General features: G+C 42.6%; 16 protein-coding genes, 1 tRNA gene, 1 pseudogene and 1 riboswitch. Of the genes and pseudogenes, 9 read left to right on the top strand and 9 right to left on the bottom strand.

From position 1 onward, the window contains the following. Positions 1-47 precede the first annotated feature (47 nt). From ECHVI_RS12480 to metE, 3 genes are all read right to left on the bottom strand, one after another. Positions 48-440 (bottom strand): acyl-CoA thioesterase, encoded by a 393-nt coding sequence (locus tag ECHVI_RS12480; RefSeq protein WP_015266356.1) that lies wholly within the window; start codon positions 438-440, stop codon positions 48-50. Further along, positions 437-829, bottom strand: a complete 393-nt coding sequence (locus ECHVI_RS12475) for a PAS domain-containing protein (protein WP_015266355.1) — start codon at positions 827-829, stop codon at positions 437-439. Before ECHVI_RS12475 ends, ECHVI_RS12480 begins: the two co-directional genes overlap by 4 nt. Positions 830-977: 148 nt before the next feature. Next, positions 978-3,305 carry a 5-methyltetrahydropteroyltriglutamate--homocysteine S-methyltransferase gene (metE, locus tag ECHVI_RS12470; protein ID WP_015266354.1) on the bottom strand — a complete coding sequence of 776 codons (2,328 nt, stop codon included), beginning with the start codon at positions 3,303-3,305 and terminating at the stop codon, positions 978-980. 205 nt (positions 3,306-3,510) lie between these two features. Next, positions 3,511-3,706: riboswitch (cobalamin riboswitch) on the bottom strand. 4 nt (positions 3,707-3,710) lie between these two features. Here metE and ECHVI_RS23675 point away from each other — a divergent pair. The 8 genes from ECHVI_RS23675 (at position 3,711) to ECHVI_RS12450 (ending at position 8,196) form a co-directional block, all read left to right on the top strand. After that, positions 3,711-3,869 carry a hypothetical protein gene (locus ECHVI_RS23675; RefSeq protein ID WP_157501381.1) on the top strand — a complete coding sequence of 53 codons (159 nt, stop codon included), beginning with the start codon at positions 3,711-3,713 and terminating at the stop codon, positions 3,867-3,869. 53 nt (positions 3,870-3,922) lie between these two features. Next, on the top strand, positions 3,923-4,879 hold the full coding sequence (locus ECHVI_RS12465) for an aldo/keto reductase (RefSeq protein ID WP_015266353.1): 957 nt from the start codon (positions 3,923-3,925) through the stop codon (positions 4,877-4,879). 946 nt (positions 4,880-5,825) lie between these two features. Further along, positions 5,826-5,899: transfer RNA gene (locus ECHVI_RS12460), tRNA-Pro, on the top strand. 289 nt (positions 5,900-6,188) lie between these two features. Continuing rightward, positions 6,189-6,632: an Arm DNA-binding domain-containing protein gene (locus ECHVI_RS24075; RefSeq protein WP_245553304.1), complete on the top strand. Its 444-nt coding sequence runs from the start codon at positions 6,189-6,191 to the stop codon at positions 6,630-6,632. A 15-nt stretch (positions 6,633-6,647) separates the two neighbouring features. Beyond that, entirely contained in the window at positions 6,648-6,881 is a 234-nt protein-coding gene (locus ECHVI_RS24070; RefSeq protein ID WP_342662050.1) for a phage integrase SAM-like domain-containing protein, read from the top strand. Beyond that, positions 6,869-7,483: a site-specific integrase gene (locus tag ECHVI_RS24065; protein WP_245553303.1), complete on the top strand. Its 615-nt coding sequence runs from the start codon at positions 6,869-6,871 to the stop codon at positions 7,481-7,483. The genes ECHVI_RS24070 and ECHVI_RS24065 overlap by 13 nt, the downstream gene beginning before the upstream one ends. A gap of 75 nt (positions 7,484-7,558) precedes the next feature. Beyond that, positions 7,559-7,702, top strand: a complete 144-nt coding sequence (locus tag ECHVI_RS23670; protein WP_015266352.1) for a hypothetical protein — start codon at positions 7,559-7,561, stop codon at positions 7,700-7,702. A 236-nt stretch (positions 7,703-7,938) separates the two neighbouring features. Further along, on the top strand, positions 7,939-8,196 hold the full coding sequence (locus ECHVI_RS12450) for a hypothetical protein (protein WP_015266351.1): 258 nt from the start codon (positions 7,939-7,941) through the stop codon (positions 8,194-8,196). 44 nt (positions 8,197-8,240) lie between these two features. Here ECHVI_RS12450 and ECHVI_RS12445 read toward each other — a convergent pair whose 3' ends face one another. Beyond that, positions 8,241-8,705 carry a hypothetical protein gene (locus ECHVI_RS12445; protein ID WP_052331430.1) on the bottom strand — a complete coding sequence of 155 codons (465 nt, stop codon included), beginning with the start codon at positions 8,703-8,705 and terminating at the stop codon, positions 8,241-8,243. Positions 8,706-8,795: 90 nt separating this feature from the next. Between ECHVI_RS12445 and ECHVI_RS12440 the strand changes: the two genes are divergently transcribed. After that, a complete protein-coding gene (locus ECHVI_RS12440) occupies positions 8,796-9,404 on the top strand; it encodes a hypothetical protein (protein WP_015266350.1) in 609 nt (202 codons plus the stop codon). Between the two features lie 158 nt (positions 9,405-9,562). Here the strand turns inward: ECHVI_RS12440 and ECHVI_RS12435 are convergent, their stop codons facing one another. The 5 genes and pseudogenes from ECHVI_RS12435 to ECHVI_RS12420 all read right to left on the bottom strand — a co-directional run bounded on the left by ECHVI_RS12435 (position 9,563) and on the right by ECHVI_RS12420 (position 15,551). Then, entirely contained in the window at positions 9,563-11,827 is a 2,265-nt protein-coding gene (locus ECHVI_RS12435) for a S41 family peptidase (RefSeq protein ID WP_015266349.1), read from the bottom strand. Between the two features lie 203 nt (positions 11,828-12,030). Further along, positions 12,031-12,189: pseudogene (locus tag ECHVI_RS23320) on the bottom strand (JAB domain-containing protein); the annotation flags it as partial. A gap of 117 nt (positions 12,190-12,306) precedes the next feature. After that, complete coding sequence (locus tag ECHVI_RS12430; protein WP_015263899.1) at positions 12,307-13,320, bottom strand: site-specific integrase; 1,014 nt, start codon at positions 13,318-13,320, stop codon at positions 12,307-12,309. After that, the gene (locus ECHVI_RS12425) at positions 13,307-14,290 is read right to left on the bottom strand and encodes a tyrosine-type recombinase/integrase (protein ID WP_015263898.1); all 984 of its coding nucleotides are present in this window, start codon (positions 14,288-14,290) and stop codon (positions 13,307-13,309) included. Before ECHVI_RS12425 ends, ECHVI_RS12430 begins: the two co-directional genes overlap by 14 nt. Next, positions 14,283-15,551: a site-specific integrase gene (locus ECHVI_RS12420; protein ID WP_015263897.1), complete on the bottom strand. Its 1,269-nt coding sequence runs from the start codon at positions 15,549-15,551 to the stop codon at positions 14,283-14,285. The genes ECHVI_RS12425 and ECHVI_RS12420 overlap by 8 nt, the downstream gene beginning before the upstream one ends. Positions 15,552-15,802: the final 251 nt, after the last annotated feature.

Raw genomic sequence — 15,802 nt, 5'->3', positions numbered from 1 at the left:
AATTATTCTCCTTAAAAGGTCATTTCCAGTTGGGGAATGACCTTTTCTTAATCCTTCATAATAGCAGTTGGCCTTTTTTGATCGTCAATGGCGACAAGGGTAAAGGTGCCGCTGATGGCCTTTTCCCTCCCCTCTTCATACATTTTTTCGATGAATATATCCACCTGCACCTTAAGGCTGGTATTGCCAATATGTGCTATATGCGCTACTAACTCAACAATGGTTCCTGCGGGAATGGGAACGGTAAAATCGATTTTATCACTGCTTACGGTTACCATGCGCTGACGACTAAACCTGGTGGCTGCAATAAAAGCCACTTCGTCCATCATGTGCATGGCTGTACCACCAAAAAGTGTATCATAATGGTTTACCGTATTGGGGAATACGGCTTTAAAAACCCTTGTCTCAGCGTTCTTAATTTTCTCTTCAAGTTTGTTCATGCTTCTTTTTCAAGTGCCAAAATATGTGTGGTATTTCCTTTCTTATCCTGCAAAGGAAACACATGAATGGCACATAAATAGGTAGTTTGGTCTTTTTTATAATTGAGAAGCGTAGATTTAAAGGGTTTTTCCTCCTTCAACTTTTCCTTGAATCGTACCAGTGCCATGGACGAGGTCAAAGGTCCCTGTAAAAATACAGGCTTCTTGCCAATGGCCTCATGAGGAGTGTACCCAGTCATCTTTTTAAACCCAGCATTCACCCATAGGATTCGTTTACGAGCATCAGTCAATACGATGGTCTCATAAGCATGGGACTTCAGGTCGGGAAATGACCGCCACCCAAACCTCTTTTTAAAATAGGTGAGCACCTGATGGTCTCTAAATTCCATTTCAGCGCTTTTCCCAATTAAAAAACTACTGGCAAAAACATCCCAACACCTCAAAGGAGCACGAAATGGAAAAGGCTGCTTTTTGCTATGATTCATAATACGATAAATTCATCCGGACAGTCATAAAACTGCCCGGATGGATAATTGTTTAAGACACTGTAACATTTGAAGTAATTGCTGCTCTAAGCTTTCTGGCAGCCTCTACCATACGCCCAAGGGCTTCTTTGGTCTCCTCCCATCCGCGGGTCTTCAGTCCACAGTCTGGGTTTACCCACAATTGCCGATACGGCACCACTGCCTGGGCCTTTTGCATCAGTGTCACCATTTCTTCAGAGGCGGGTACTCTAGGTGAATGGATATCATACACGCCCGGACCAATGTCATTGGGATAGTTAAACTGCGCAAATGCATCCAGCAATTCCATTTGTGAACGAGAGCACTCAATGGTAATGACATCTGCATCCATGGCTGCTATATGCTCAATGATATCGTTAAACTCAGAATAACACATGTGCGTGTGAATCTGAGTGGAATCTTCCACTGCTGAAGCGGAAATCCTGAAACATTCCACCGCCCATTGCAAGTAATCATTCCATTCGGCATGGCGCAAAGGTAGCCCTTCCCGCAAAGCCGGCTCATCAATTTGGATGATTTGGATGCCCGATTTTTCCAAATCCTTTACCTCTTCACGGATGGCCAAGGCGATTTGTTGACAGGTAGCTTTCCGGGATTGGTCATTCCTTACAAAAGACCACTGTAAGATAGTAACCGGCCCTGTCAGCATTCCTTTTACTGGCTTATCCGTGAGGGATTGGGCAAATGTGGTCCAAAACAGCGTCATCGGTTTTGGCCGTGACACATCTCCATAAATGATGGGAGGCTTCACGCAGCGTGATCCATAGCTTTGCACCCAGCCATACTGGGTAAAGGCAAAGCCTTCCAGCTTTTCACCAAAATACTCCACCATGTCATTTCGCTCAAACTCACCATGCACCAGCACATCCAAGCCCACCTCTTCTTGCCAGCGAATGGCTTCCTGAGTGGCCGCTTTGATATTGTCGACGTATTGATTTTCAGTCAATACCTCTTTTTTCAGTTGAGAACGCCATTGCCGTACTTCCTTCGTCTGCGGGAAAGAGCCAATGGTGGTGGTAGGAAAATCAGGCAGGTAAAGCTTTTCTGCCTGTATGGTCTTGCGACTTGCAAAGGCACTTTTTCGTTGGCTGTGGTTGGGAGTAAGCCCTTCAACAGCTTTCCGAACTGCCGGTTTATGAATACGTTCTGACGTACGCTTCTTGGCGATTGAGGCTTGGTTTTCTTCCAGCAGCGCCTTGGACTTAGCAGATCCAGCATCCTCCACAATCACCTTGAGGGCTGTAATTTCAGTTGTTTTTTGACGGGCAAAAGCCAACCAATCCTTCAATTCTGCACTTAACGTATGCTCGTTTGATTCCTCCTCCAGATCACATGGACTATGAAGGAGCGAACAGCTCGGCCCGATCAATAGCCGCTCATCTTGCTTAGCAGCCCGAGCTTTATTTATTAATTCCAATGAAGCCTGATAGTCATTTTTCCAAATATTCCTTCCGTCCACCAGACCGAGTGACAAACTCATGTTTGCAGGTACTTTTTCCAATACAGCTTCCAACTGCTCCGGATTCCTGACCAAATCTACATGGAGTCCACAAATTGGTAATCCTGCAGCCAACGTCAAATTATCATCCAAGGCTCCAAAATAGGTAGTCAAGAGCGTTTTAATTCCTGGAACGGCTTTTTTGATTTCTTGATAAGCCCATCTTACAGCAGCTTTTTCCTCATCCTTCAGGTCCATGACCAAAAACGGCTCATCCAGCTGCACCCAATCGGCGTGCAATGATTCTAACTTTTTCAAAAGGTCAATATATACCGGTAGCAAGGCCTTTAACAGGTCTATTCGGTGAAATCCCGCCTCCTTTTCTTTGCCCAAAAGCAAAAAGGAAACCGGTCCCAGTAGCACAGGTTTTGTGTGGATTCCCAGACGCTTGGCCTCTTTAAACTCATCGAGCACTTTAGTGGAAAAAAGTTTGAACTGTTGGTCTTTGGTAAACTCCGGCACAATGTAATGGTAATTGGTATCAAACCATTTGGTCATTTCCATTGCGATGATGTCCAGCCCATCCTTTTGGTAGCCCCTGGCCATGGCAAAGTAGAGGTCCAGCTCCGGCTTTTTGAGTTCGGTAAGGATCTCATGATAACGGCCAGGAATGGCACCGACCGTAAAAGCCATATCCAACACCTGGTCATAAAACGAGAAGTCATTGGAAGGAATAAGGTCCAATCCAGCCTGCTGCTGCAGTTTCCAGTTGGTTTCCCGGATCTCAGCGGCTGCTTTTTGAAGGTCATTTAGCGGGATTTTCCCAGCCCAGTAAGCCTCACAGGCTTTTTTTAGTTGTCTTTTGCTACCAATTCGCGGGTAGCCAAGATTTTGCGTTAGCATAGTTTAAAACTTTTAACGTGATAAATAAATCGTCAAAAGCCCTTCGCCACACTTCACAATGCTTTCGAAATGATAAGGGTAAGAAATAACTGAAAAATAAACATACTTTTCCCTTGGGCATAGTAATCCCAGAGAAGAAAGGAAAAGCGTGAATACCTGACAGTAGCTTCAAATCGCGAAAGCATTGTCACCCCTGTCCATATGGATGAACAGGTCAATACAGGCAGGTCTCCTGGCTCATGACATTCTTGCCGTCCTTCCCATCCTGAAAACAATCAGAACAGTGGACAACCAAGGGCAAGAACTTTTAGGTCACTCACAGTTGCGCGACAGCCCGTGATTTTCACACGGTTCCCTATTATCCCCGACCGTAGTCGGCGACCTATATTGGTTTTAGAAGTAAATATGAAAAGAACTTTGGCTGCAAATATAGGAATAAGAATTGAATTTGGTGCAGAAATAATTTTTGCAGAACCTCCCTCCGTGCTTATCTCCAGACAAAATCGCTATTATCAGTTTTTTATCGAGCCATTTATCGTCTTTGAACAATTTGATACGGCTTAGTTTTGATCTCTGTTTTTTGTAGATTAGAAATGTAATTGTAAAATTGTTTATTGATGAATTCTACTCAAATTGGACTGGGAATGGCCGCACTTGGCCGACCTGAATACATCAACATCAACCCTACTGACCAGCGGGACAAATCAGAAGAAGCATTTTACCGGGAAACGCTGAGGGTATTGGACGAAGCTTACCGGCTAGGGGTCAGGTATTTTGACACTGCCGCCTCTTATGGAAAGGGTGAAACTTTTCTCCTAAAATGGCACCAAAAGAGGCAGCACCCAGATGTAATTTTCGGATCCAAATGGGGTTATACTTATACAGCCAATTGGGAATTGGGTTATGACGGTAAGCATGAGGTAAAGGAACACAGCTTGGAAAAGCTGGAAGAACAGTGGAGCTATTCACAAAAATTATGTCCCGCACTTGGAGTTTACCATATCCATTCTGCTACTTTGGCATCAGGTGTCCTAGAGAACAGTAAGGTTCTGGAAAAACTAGCTGCAATCAAGCGTACCACAGGAGTACAGATCGGCCTCAGTTCCAGCGGCCCAGCACAGCAAGAAGTCTTGGAGAAGGCCATGGACATTGCGATAGACGACACTCCTTTATTCGATACATTCCAAGTAACGTTTAATGTCTTGGAACAAGCCACTTGCGCTCTCCTCAAGTACGCCCAAAAGAATGGCGTAAAGGTTTTGATCAAGGAAGCCATGGCCAATGGCAGGATCTTCCCCAATGACCATTACCCTCATTACAAGCCAACATACAGCTATCTCTCAAGCTTGGCGGATAAATATCAGGTGGGCATAGATGCCATAGCTCTTCGCTTTTGCATGGATAAGATTGGCCCAGCATATGTTTTAAGTGGCGCCAGCAGCATTCCCCAACTCACAGCCAACCTGAAAGCATCCACCTTCAAACTTACCACTACTGAACTGGACAAACTCTCCGCATTGAGTGTAGACAGCACTGGTTACTGGGACGAGCGCTCCCTCCTGAAATGGAACTAGAATTGCGGAAGATTTTTTTTGAAATCGTGAAAAATTCTATTTTCTTTGCAGCACCTTATACCACAAAGGGGGTATTTTTGGCAAGGAACTGAACAGCATCATCTCCACTGAGGTTAGGAAGTGTTGTTGACGACTTGACCATTAACTTATGAAGCATATGGCCGTCTTGTTAGTTTCGCCATAGATATTCGGAGTGTAGCGCAGCCCGGTAGCGTATCCCGACTGTGGTCGGGAGGTTCGTGGGTTCGAAACATATCTTATAGAGTAGCGGCCTGCTCTTTAAACTGGCCAATGTTAATCGGAGTGTAGCGCAGCCCGGTAGCGTATCCCGACTGTGGTCGGGAGGTTCGTGGGTTCGAAACATATCTTATAGAGTAGCGGCCTGCTCTTTAAACTGGCCAATGTTAATCGGAGTGTAGCGCAGCCCGGTAGCGTATCCCGACTGTGGTCGGGAGGTTCGTGGGTTCGAAACATATCTTATAGAGTGGCGGCTTGCTCTTTAAACTGGCCAATGTTAATCGGAGTGTAGCTTATCCCGACTGTGGTCGGGAGGTTCGTGGGTTCGAAACATATCTTATAGAGTAGCGGCCTGCTCTTTAAACTGGCCAATGTTAATCGGAGTGTAGCGCAGCCCGGTAGCGTATCCCGACTGTGGTTGGGAGGTTCGTGGGTTCGAAACATATCTTATAGAGTGGCGGCCTGCTCTTTAAACTGGCCAATGTTAATCGGAGTGTAGCGCAGCCCGGTAGCGTATCCCGACTGTGGTCGGGAGGTTCGTGGGTTCGAAACATATCTTATAGAGTGGCGGCTTGCTCTTTAAACTGGCCAATGTTAATCGGAGTGTAGCGCAGCCCGGTAGCGTATCCCGACTGTGGTCGGGAGGTTCGTGGGTTCGAAACATATCTTATAGAGTAGCGGCCTGCTCTTTAAACTGGCCAATGTTAATCGGAGTGTAGCGCAGCCCGGTAGCGTACTTGCATGGGGTGCAAGGGGTCGTGGGTTCGAATCCCGCCACTCCGACGAAAACGGGTACATTTACCACCAAAACCCTTCAAATCGTATGAATTGAAGGGTTTTTTGTTTTTTACATAGCAAAAAACCACATACAATTTCAAAGAAAATGAGACCTATTCGGTGACCTCTTTAATTTCTTAAATTAGGTCACCAGTTAGAGCTTAAGTCATTGATATCCATCTAGTTCCTAATCTCTAATTTTGGGTGTTTTTGGGCCATTTTGAGCTTTAAAATCAGTCATTCTGGTGACCTTTTTAGACCAAAAAGGGCCAGATTAACCAAAATCAAATTAAGAATGAGATACTCAAAAACCTTTGGAATTCAGTTCATTATCCGCCAAAACAAACTTGATGAAAACGGCATGACGCCTATAAGAGCGCGAATTACAGTTGACGGAAAGCGTGTTGAACTTTCAGTAAAGAAGAAAATTTCTCCTAGTCTTTGGGACCATGGAAGAGGAAAGGCAAAAGGAAACAATCCCGAATCCAGAACATTTAATCGTTTCTTAGACCATATAAGGGCAAGGGTATTGGAATGTCATCAGGAACTTTACATTGAGAAAAAAACTATTACCCCAGAAACCGTAAAAAACAGGTTTCTGGGTATAGAAGAACAGGAACATACCCTTATGGAGCTTGTTGATTTTCACAATACCCAAAATATGGGGGTACTTTCAGAAGGCACCCTAAAAAATTACAGAACTACGGAAAGGCACCTTCTTGAATTCCTCAAAACCTAGAAGAGGAAATCGGATATCCCCCTTTCGGATATCGATTACAAATTCATTACGGATTACGAACACCACCTGAGGACTTTTAAGCCCAAAGACCACCGTCGTAGACCGGTAGCAAACAACGGGGTGATGAAACACCTTATCAGGTTGAAAAAGCTTATGACCTTGGCCTTCAAAATGGAATGGATAAAAAAGGATCCCTTTCTCAATTATAAGTTCAGGTATAAAACTTGGCCTTTAAAATGGAATGGATAAAAAAGGATCCCTTTCTCAATTATAAGTTCAGGTATAAAAAAGTCCAGCGACAATTTCTGGAAATGGAAGAACTGTCCAGAATTGAATCAAAAGAATTTACGATAGCCCGACTGGACTGGGTCAGGGATTTATTTGTGTTCAGCTGTTATACAGGCCTGTCCTACATTGATTCCACCAACCTTACCCAAGCCAATATCGGTAAAGGTATTGATGGGGATCTGTGGCTCATTTCGAAACGAAAGAAAACAGATGAACCGGTAAAGCTTCCTCTTCTACCCAAGGCTATCGAAATCCTCGATAAATACAAAGACCATCCCAAGGCCAAGGCCAACGGTACCCTCCTACCTCCTATTTCCAATCAAAAGATGAACAGCTACCTCAAGGAAATCGCCGATCTATGCGATATTACCAAAACCCTCACACACCATACTGCACGTCATACATTCGCTACGACGGTAACCTTAATGAACGGCGTTCCTATCGAAACAGTAAGCAAAATGTTGGGCCATACCAAAATCGCCACCACCCAGATCTATTCCCGTGTAGTAGAGAAAAAAATCAGTGAAGATATGAAGGGACTACGGGAACTTTTATCCAAATAAATGTTCCCCCACTTGTGATGCCGGTGTGAACATCCCAATGGTTAATTTCATTGATTTGCTATTAAAACAACTATAATGGAAGTGGATATCATCACAAAAAATGACCTTGAGCAGTTCAAAGTGGAGCTGTTCGATGAAATGGCAAAGCTATTGGAAGTCGGGAATTTTGAACAATTGGAATACGGTTCCATGCCCTTTAAGAGCAATACCCTAGTTTGACACAAAGTTTATGATCAAAAAACATGTCGGATAGATTTAATTTCCCGAAACTAATCCCTAATTGCTTCGTAATTTAATATGACATGTATAGGATTTGTTAAAATACATTAAGACCATGAAGTATAAATGGATTAAACCACTCCCCCATTCTCCGCCTGTAATTTAAGATCTTTTATTGCAGTTCAATTACACTGGAGATCTGTTATCCCTAATTGTAGTAATTAAACCAAACGATTATGAAAACATCCTATCTTGATTATTACAAATTGATTTTGGAAAAGGTGCGGTTTGATAAGAGGCTTTGGGAAAAAGAGTACAAAAAAGCGCTTAGGTTCTTGGATAGAGACGAAGCGAAGGAATTAAAGGCTTGGGCAGGCCAGCTGAATTATGCGTCCCGTAGTTTTTCAAAAACCAACTGGTCCCAGCTGCCCAGCATGGCCCCTCCCTTAAAATACCATGACAACAGAAAGGTTAACGAAAAAACCATCCATTGAAACGGATGGTTTTTCATTTTGGTCGAAAAGGGTTTCAGCCCTTTCTACATTTTCACCGACCTTCCTTTCTCCTGCTTGGGAGTATCCTTCTTCACTCCCACACCCTGCTGTAGGTTTTCTTTTATCTCCTGTTGCAGGTCCTTGAGGTTAAGCCGTTTTCCTGATTCATCGTACACGCTGATGGATTTATACTGGGGATTTGCGGCTACCAGAAAGGAGCCTTCCTTTCCGGCAATGTTCACCTCATGGAGGTTTCCTTTTTTCAGGGAGTATAGCAAGCGGTCCTTTTGGTCCATGCCTTCCATTTCCACGATGGGAAGTGCCTTCAACGACTTTTCAAGGTCGAATCCGTAGCGGTCATGGTACTGCAGCATGGGGTGCTGGCCCTTGTCATTCTTTTCGGCCAGGTCCAACTGGATCCAGGCATTGTAGCGCTCCCCTTCCTTGTTGAACAGTGCCTTGTTTATGTTAAGAACACCATCAACCTTTATTTTGATGGTGTTTTTCACTATTTTTAATCAGTTTATCAATAAAACATGTATCATTTTAAAATAATTTTCTGTCTTGTCAAATAAAGACATGATTTTAGCTTTATTGTTATGAAAAATATAATCACAATTTCACTATTAATTCTATTGGGTTGCTCAAACACTGATAGTGAACCCAACGGATTGCCTGAATTTTATGATATATTTTTCGAATTTAGCGACTCCGATGAGTTTGGTTATGGAGATATTCAGTATGCTGCGGTTTATAAAGCGGAAAATGGTCAATTGAAAGGTTTTTCGAATTCAGGGGAAATCGAATGGCTAAACTTAAGTTTAATAAACAATGAGGTATACGGATATGATTTATCTGACTACGGGACAATTTTTGGCTATATTACTGTTGCAGGTTCAGAAAAAGTGGATTATAAGGAACAACCTTTGTCCTTCTCCAGGTATTGGCTTTTTAAGTTCCCCGACAGCAGCTTAGACACCCTAAATGTAGAAGTCAAACATCATGTTGATACGGAAGGCCAATACTTAATGAAAAACTTTATCATTTATTATAATAATAAAGTCCATTCCAGCTACGACACTATTCCCCAAGGGATTGAGAATAATGATCAAATACCTGGTCCCTATTTTTTTTACGAAAACAATAGGCTGGTTCTTCCAGACGATGGATTTGGAGAAACACTCCCTTGGATCATTAGCATCTTCTAAATCAATACTATTATTTCTTATGAAAAACTATATTTATTAAGCATTTTGTTGCTAGCTCATATACAGATTCTTTTTGGACAAGAAATTCCCAGAATTAGATTCAACATATAACAGGTCAATTTATTAAGCTGACTACTACCATTCATGGTCGCTATCTTTTATTTAGTCAAAAGTTGAATGGCCTTCTCCAAAAACTCATCCCTTCCCGCCTTCACTCCTGCTATTGTTTTTTCCACGTAAATATCGGGCAGTACACCAATGCCATGATGCTGGGAACCATCATGTTTGACCACATGCATTCCGGTAAAGGTGATCTTGTAGCCACCGGGAAGGGTAAATGCATTAAAACTACCATTGGTACCAGCAGTGGGTTGGCCGATTATTGTGGCCAAATCATTGGCTTCCACGAAACCCATATAGCTTTCAGCATAGCTTATGGCCTGGCCATCAATAATAAACACCACCTTCCTATCACCCAGGTAGGGCTTTTGGGGAGACATTTGCCAACCTTGACTACTTTGTCCTGCCGGGTTCACCCTGTCCGGATATATTACCTGATCCACGTGCATCCATTTACTCTTGTCCGACTTTTTCAGCAAGTAATTGATCAACATATGGTTGTCCCCGACAGGATACCCCCTAAGGTCTGCAATGATGCCTGTACACTTCTCGAGTTGTGGCATTATCGCATCAATGGTGTCCATAGGTGCCACATCAAGGTTGATATAGATTATTCCCCCATCCATAAACCGGTAAGGTGGCAGGGACTTCCGTTGATTGGTCCTGTGCTGGTAGTGATCGACATCCCTAATCAATTGGTACTTCCTTCCATTCACATCGATGTCCATTTCACTTCCCTCTTCCCCAAAAAGCGTTTCACTATTGGCACGGTAATCCAGCCAGCCTTTTGTAGGTGCAGAAATTTTCCCTCTGAATTGGTCAAAATAATCATTTGGTTCATGTCCGTTAATTGCTTCTACCACATCCCCCCGGTTTAACCCCAACTTTTCATCATAAACCTCGGTGATCACCAGTTCATTTTCTACCCATTCCCAAAGGATGGGAGGCGAGAAATAGCTTGAGGAAGGCCCCGATACATTTATATGTCCATCTTTCAGTGGAGCCGTCAAGGTTTTAAGATCATCAATATGGGTTTCCTTGTTGCTCGAAAAAGTTCGTAATAATTGATCATGAAGGACCATGTCCCAATTGGCTCCAACTTCATCGAAGTAGGGATAAAAATGCTGGAAAACATTCCAAGCATTGATGATATTCCCAAGCCTGAATGCCAAAGAAGCAGCGTCGGTGGGTGTATCCTTTTCAGCCTGGTCCATGTAGGCCACAATATCTTCGGTAGCTACCGGAAAGGTATGGTCTTTATCGGTAAATAATACCAATGGCATATTGATCCACACCCCACTCCCCAAGGCGGTAATCCACGGTTCTTCCATCGAAGGAGCTTCTTCAAAGATGGGCTTTTGTATTTTTCTATTTTCATTTCCGGTATACTTTATGACCAATGAATACTGACCGTCAAACTTGTCAACATCATCAGTGAACTGATCATACTTCTCGCCCATTTTCTCCCAACCATTCCTTGCCCAATCCTTTCCTTCAAAACTGTTGTTCTCCAAAGGTACGTCTTCCCACTGGCTGTCTGTTTCAATATACAAATGGATATCATCCAATTTAAATGATCCTCTCCCCTTTAAAAACGCTCCAAATACCAATCGGTCGGAAAAATCCCCCAACCTGCCTTCAATTTCGTATTTAGTCCATTCCGAAGAGGTGATGGGGCGGTCATCCATATTATTGAAAAAACCCATTCCATTCCTTTTTGTGTCCTCCCTTACCCAAAGATGTCCGGTTCCCTGGCTCCCTGGAGAGAGTCTAGCATATCCTGTAAGCTTGAACTTTTTTCCATGATGGTCATTAGCCTTTATCGACCTTCCTATTCCCCCAAAACTTCCGGCCTCCTGTTCAACTTCCAGCCTATTAACCCTTACACTTTTATAAAGTTTACTTGGATTGAGCATATCCTTTCCTACCCCATAATGCTGCCAATAAACCTTATCAAATCCTTTTAGATCATGAGGAGTGGCCACTTCCAAAACCCTAGGTTTTTCCAATGCCCTACTGGAAAAATAAACTGTTGGGGCAATCGGGGCAAAAAGATGGTTCAATGAATCAACAAGTGTTTCTGAAGTAGGACAGTTAATGACCTTTTGTGCGCCATGGACAGCAAACCAGCCCCAGTCCAATTGTGCTGCTTCATCACTTGGATGAAAGTACTTCACATATCCATAAGCTTTGGCAAAAACTTCAAGATTCTCCACTTGACGGGAGGCCTGTGCCCATGCAAAAGATGTCCCCACCATTAATACCACTAGGGTATTTCTAAAGAAATTAAATAGATCAATCATATACAAAACAATTTAAAATTGCAGTCAACAAAAATTTCCATTGCATTAATCTACTTATTATTTTGTGATCAATATATTGTTCTTCTGCTATTTAACCTTTTTTAATATGTTGATACGATTTCCAATAGGAGCATATTATCATCAGAATGATCGGCTTCGGGACAGAAGATTCAAGAATTGGGGTAAAGAATAAAAAATAGCCCCTAAAGCCCTCCTCTATCGGCAAATGAATAGTACGCTTCCGCGGTCAATATGATATGATCTATTACCGGAAGCTCCAATAGTTTACCGGCCTTGTCCATCTTTTCGGTCAGCCGGTCATCCTGTTCACTTCGCCGAAGGGTACCACTGGGGTGGTTGTGGGCTTTATGTAAAGCTTTACATAAGGTGCATTATGTGAAGTATATGATTATGTAAAGTAATCCCTGTAAAAACCTGATACTATGAGGATTAATCAAGAATCACTTTACATAAAAATATCAGAATCTTTTGAGCCAAGAGATAAGATTCTCATTATTAAGCCATACAGCCTTTTCACCTGGATTTACGTCTTCATATGCTTTTTCCAGGGCAATGCGTTTCTGTTTGGAGTCAGCTCTGGCATAAATTTCTGTGGTCTGCACAGAGACGTGTCCCAGTATATCACGGATATAGACCAGGTTAACACCCGCCTGAAGGAGGTGCATCGCCTTTGTATGTCTGAAGGAATGACAAGTGATTTTTAAAGGTATCATCAGCTTATTTTCTTTCCTTGCCATTCCTACATACTTCTGGATAATGTAATTGATTCCTGCGCGTGTCAGTTTTTCTTTTTTACTGTTTGAAAAAAGAGGGTACAGTTTCGCCGAAGGACTATCCAACTCGTACTCTTTCAGATAGTTTTTAAGGTGTACTGTTTGTGCATCAAGCATTGGAACTAACCTTGCTTTATTGCCTTTTCCAATGATTTTGATGGTGGCAGGTTTGTCGAGCCGTAACATGGATGGTGTCAGATCAATGATCTCCTGGACCCTTGCTCCTGTGTCATACATTAATGCCAATAAAGCAAGGTTACGCCTGCCTTTCCTGGTTGTTGTATCGGGTTGCTGTAACAGAAGCCTGATACCCTCAACGCTTAGGTATTTGATGCTGTCTTTGGCTGTTTTCTTGGATCTAATGGATAAGATACGTTGACATTCGTAAAGGTTGTCCAAGTGTTGATATTGCAAGTACCTGTAAAAGGAATGAATAGCAGCCAACCGTAAATTGCGGGTTGAGTTACTGCACTTCCTTTCGCTCTGTATCCAATCCAAAAATGCGACGATTGTTTCTTTTGTGATGTAATCCAATGTCAGCTTTTCCAGTTTCACCTTCCTATGCTTTTCAATGAAGGACAGCAGTAATACGAATGTATCTCTATAGGCAGTTATGGTATTGAGACTAGCCCCATTTTCATTGGGAAGGTATTTTGAGATAAAGTCTGAGATATGCTTTGCAAAGTCAGTCGGCCCCATAGTTTCTGAATTTTGGAAAGACATCAATACACGTTTTATCCATATCCCTGATCAGGTCCGGGAACATTGAAGCTGTCAACCGCACATAATGGTCAGTTGCTCCTATTGACTGGTGCCCAAGATAGTTGGACAATATCGGTAGCGAGGCATACAGATCGATTCCTGCTTCTGCCATACCGGCAAGAGAGTTGACAGCAAAAGTATGCCGTAGATCATGTATACGCGGCCCATGTTTTTCTCCCAAATATGGGATATTGGCATGTTCTAAACATTTTCTGAACCATTTCCGAAAACCCTGGCCACACTTATTACCACTGACATTTACGAAGAAAAATCCGGTTGTTGAGTTCTTATAAGGAAGCCATGCCCTGTAAGAAAGATATTCTTTACATACCAAGTTCAAAGAAGCTGATATAGGAATGGCTCTCTGCTTTTTATTCTTAGAATCCTGAATACGGATATACCCGTCTTCCAGATTGACATCCTCATCTTTTAAATCAAGCGCTTCACCTATGCGTATTCCTGTTGCATAAAGTAGTCTCAATAGGACGGGCATGCAAAACAAGCAGGATTCCCTGTGGGCAATTTGCATCCTTAATTCATCACATGCCTTAAATAGCATGGCAATCTCGTCCCGTGAATATACATATGGTATAAACGTATTCTCGGGAAAGCGGGGAAGTTTTGGAATATATGATTCAATCCCTATATCATTTATATAGGAGGATAGTTGTACCAACATCAGCATTCTATGATAATGATATCCTCTGGATTCGTTGGGTCGCTTTTCAGCCCACATGTCGGCGAATGCCTTTGTGATGCCTTGTGATGTCTGCCTCGTTTGTGTTGCAAGATCATCGATTTTGGATAGCGCAAAAGTCTCTGTCACATACTTGAACCCCAGTTTTCTCTTGGTCTGTATGAACTGCTTTATGTGCAGGCCATATACACTGTGATAACATTTATCCATAAAACGCACCTCCTCTCTGCTGATAAAACTCTGTTGGTACAGGCGGGACGTCCAGCATACATTGCTTCATGGAGGTTAGATCGATCCGGAGGTAAAACCTTGTGGACTCTGAACTTTTGTGACCAAAAACCTCCGATATAACGGGGAGCATAGTGCTTTTTTCCAACATTCTGAATCCCAAGCTATGCCGTAATGAATGGGGACCAAACCTTCTGTTTTTGGTGTCAATACCGGCTTTTATTATCGCTCTCTGAACAACATGGGTAACCACGTTGCTAGTAGTAAAACAACCGTATGGCGGCCTTCCTGTTAAAAACACATGGGGTTCTTCTGAAACAGGACGTCCGTATTGTAAATAATCGATGATGGCATTGCCAACGTCTGGCAACAAGGGGAGCTGTAATGGGTTCCCTGTTTTTACCTGGTCAATCTCAATCGTACTGGTGTTCCAATGTAAATTTTTAAATTTTAATCTGGAGATATCCGAAGCCCTGAGCCCGAGCCTGGCGGCAAGCATGATAATAGCATAGTTCCTTTTCCCGGTAGGGCTTGATCTGTCTACTGATGCAATCAGTTTTTCTACTTCTTCCTTTGAATAGAGGGAAGGTATCTTGGGCTGGGTAACTTTTTTACATCTTGGGACCTTAGAAGAATAGTCAATAGCCGTAAGGTTTTCCTTAAACAGATACCGCAGGAAAATCCGTAAGGTCGAAATCAAGACAATCATTACGGTTTTCTTATCACAGTTGTACTGGTTTATGAAATGAAGCAGTAAGGGCAGATCAATATACCCAACGCTGCCAATACCTCGCTTTTCACAGTACTCCATAAATTCATATAAATGTCTTTGATAATTGTGGAGACTGCTTCTGGACATCCCCCTTTGCTGTCTGCGCCTCAAAAAATCCAGAATAACTTTACCAATGGGGCCCCTAAAGTCCAGTGGATATTTACTTGGCAGTGAAGGAATGTTGATCTTGCCTGTCTGATGATACTCGGTAAGCATCTTCAGCCCATTATAAGTGACTCTTTGACTGACAGTCAGATCCTTCCAACTTTTGTTTTTAAAATTAAACCGTAAAAACTGCTCTTCTACTGACTTATCATAATGACTAAAACCATTGGAAAACATAAATTCTCTGAGCCGTTTCCAGACCTTCGCATATTCATAGGATGTCTTTAATGAATAACAGAGCTTCTGTTCAAGGTAATTACCTGCACTGTTGGTGAGTTCATTGAACTCTGTGAAATGCTTGTTCATGATCATTTTTTTTGGTGAATACTACCCCTAAATAAAATGACCAGGCTCTTTAACAAAAGGAAGACAGCGTATTTTTATGTAAAGTAAACTCTTGTTAACTATCAAAAAATCAAATGTTTACACCCAGCGCTTTACATAATCATATACTTCACATAATGGGCGAAGATAATGCCCGATACCAACATCACAAGATCCTACGAATATGTCCGGATTACATTAAACGTTGACCTATTCACCAGATTCATGCAATC

It is taken from the genome of Echinicola vietnamensis DSM 17526 (assembly GCF_000325705.1).
GTDB classification, from domain to species: domain Bacteria; phylum Bacteroidota; class Bacteroidia; order Cytophagales; family Cyclobacteriaceae; genus Echinicola; species Echinicola vietnamensis.
Note: the sequence above shows the minus strand (reverse complement) of the source record. Positions and strands in the feature narration are given on the sequence as shown.

Excerpts from the sequence above, each read along its gene's own strand:
- ECHVI_RS12480 (WP_015266356.1), bottom strand. The coding sequence starts at position 440 with ATGAACAAACTTGAAGAGAAAATTAAGAACGCTGAGACAAGGGTTTTT.
- ECHVI_RS12475 (WP_015266355.1), bottom strand. The coding sequence starts at position 829 with ATGGAATTTAGAGACCATCAGGTGCTCACCTATTTTAAAAAGAGGTTT.
- metE (WP_015266354.1), bottom strand. The coding sequence starts at position 3,305 with ATGCTAACGCAAAATCTTGGCTACCCGCGAATTGGTAGCAAAAGACAA.
- ECHVI_RS23675 (WP_157501381.1), top strand. The coding sequence starts at position 3,711 with ATGAAAAGAACTTTGGCTGCAAATATAGGAATAAGAATTGAATTTGGT.
- ECHVI_RS12465 (WP_015266353.1), top strand. The coding sequence starts at position 3,923 with ATGAATTCTACTCAAATTGGACTGGGAATGGCCGCACTTGGCCGACCT.
- ECHVI_RS24075 (WP_245553304.1), top strand. The coding sequence starts at position 6,189 with ATGAGATACTCAAAAACCTTTGGAATTCAGTTCATTATCCGCCAAAAC.
- ECHVI_RS24065 (WP_245553303.1), top strand. The coding sequence starts at position 6,869 with ATGGAATGGATAAAAAAGGATCCCTTTCTCAATTATAAGTTCAGGTAT.
- ECHVI_RS23670 (WP_015266352.1), top strand. The coding sequence starts at position 7,559 with ATGGAAGTGGATATCATCACAAAAAATGACCTTGAGCAGTTCAAAGTG.
- ECHVI_RS12450 (WP_015266351.1), top strand. The coding sequence starts at position 7,939 with ATGAAAACATCCTATCTTGATTATTACAAATTGATTTTGGAAAAGGTG.
- ECHVI_RS12440 (WP_015266350.1), top strand. The coding sequence starts at position 8,796 with ATGAAAAATATAATCACAATTTCACTATTAATTCTATTGGGTTGCTCA.
- ECHVI_RS12435 (WP_015266349.1), bottom strand. The coding sequence starts at position 11,827 with ATGATTGATCTATTTAATTTCTTTAGAAATACCCTAGTGGTATTAATG.
- ECHVI_RS12430 (WP_015263899.1), bottom strand. The coding sequence starts at position 13,320 with ATGGGGCCGACTGACTTTGCAAAGCATATCTCAGACTTTATCTCAAAA.
- ECHVI_RS12425 (WP_015263898.1), bottom strand. The coding sequence starts at position 14,290 with ATGGATAAATGTTATCACAGTGTATATGGCCTGCACATAAAGCAGTTC.
- ECHVI_RS12420 (WP_015263897.1), bottom strand. The coding sequence starts at position 15,551 with ATGAACAAGCATTTCACAGAGTTCAATGAACTCACCAACAGTGCAGGT.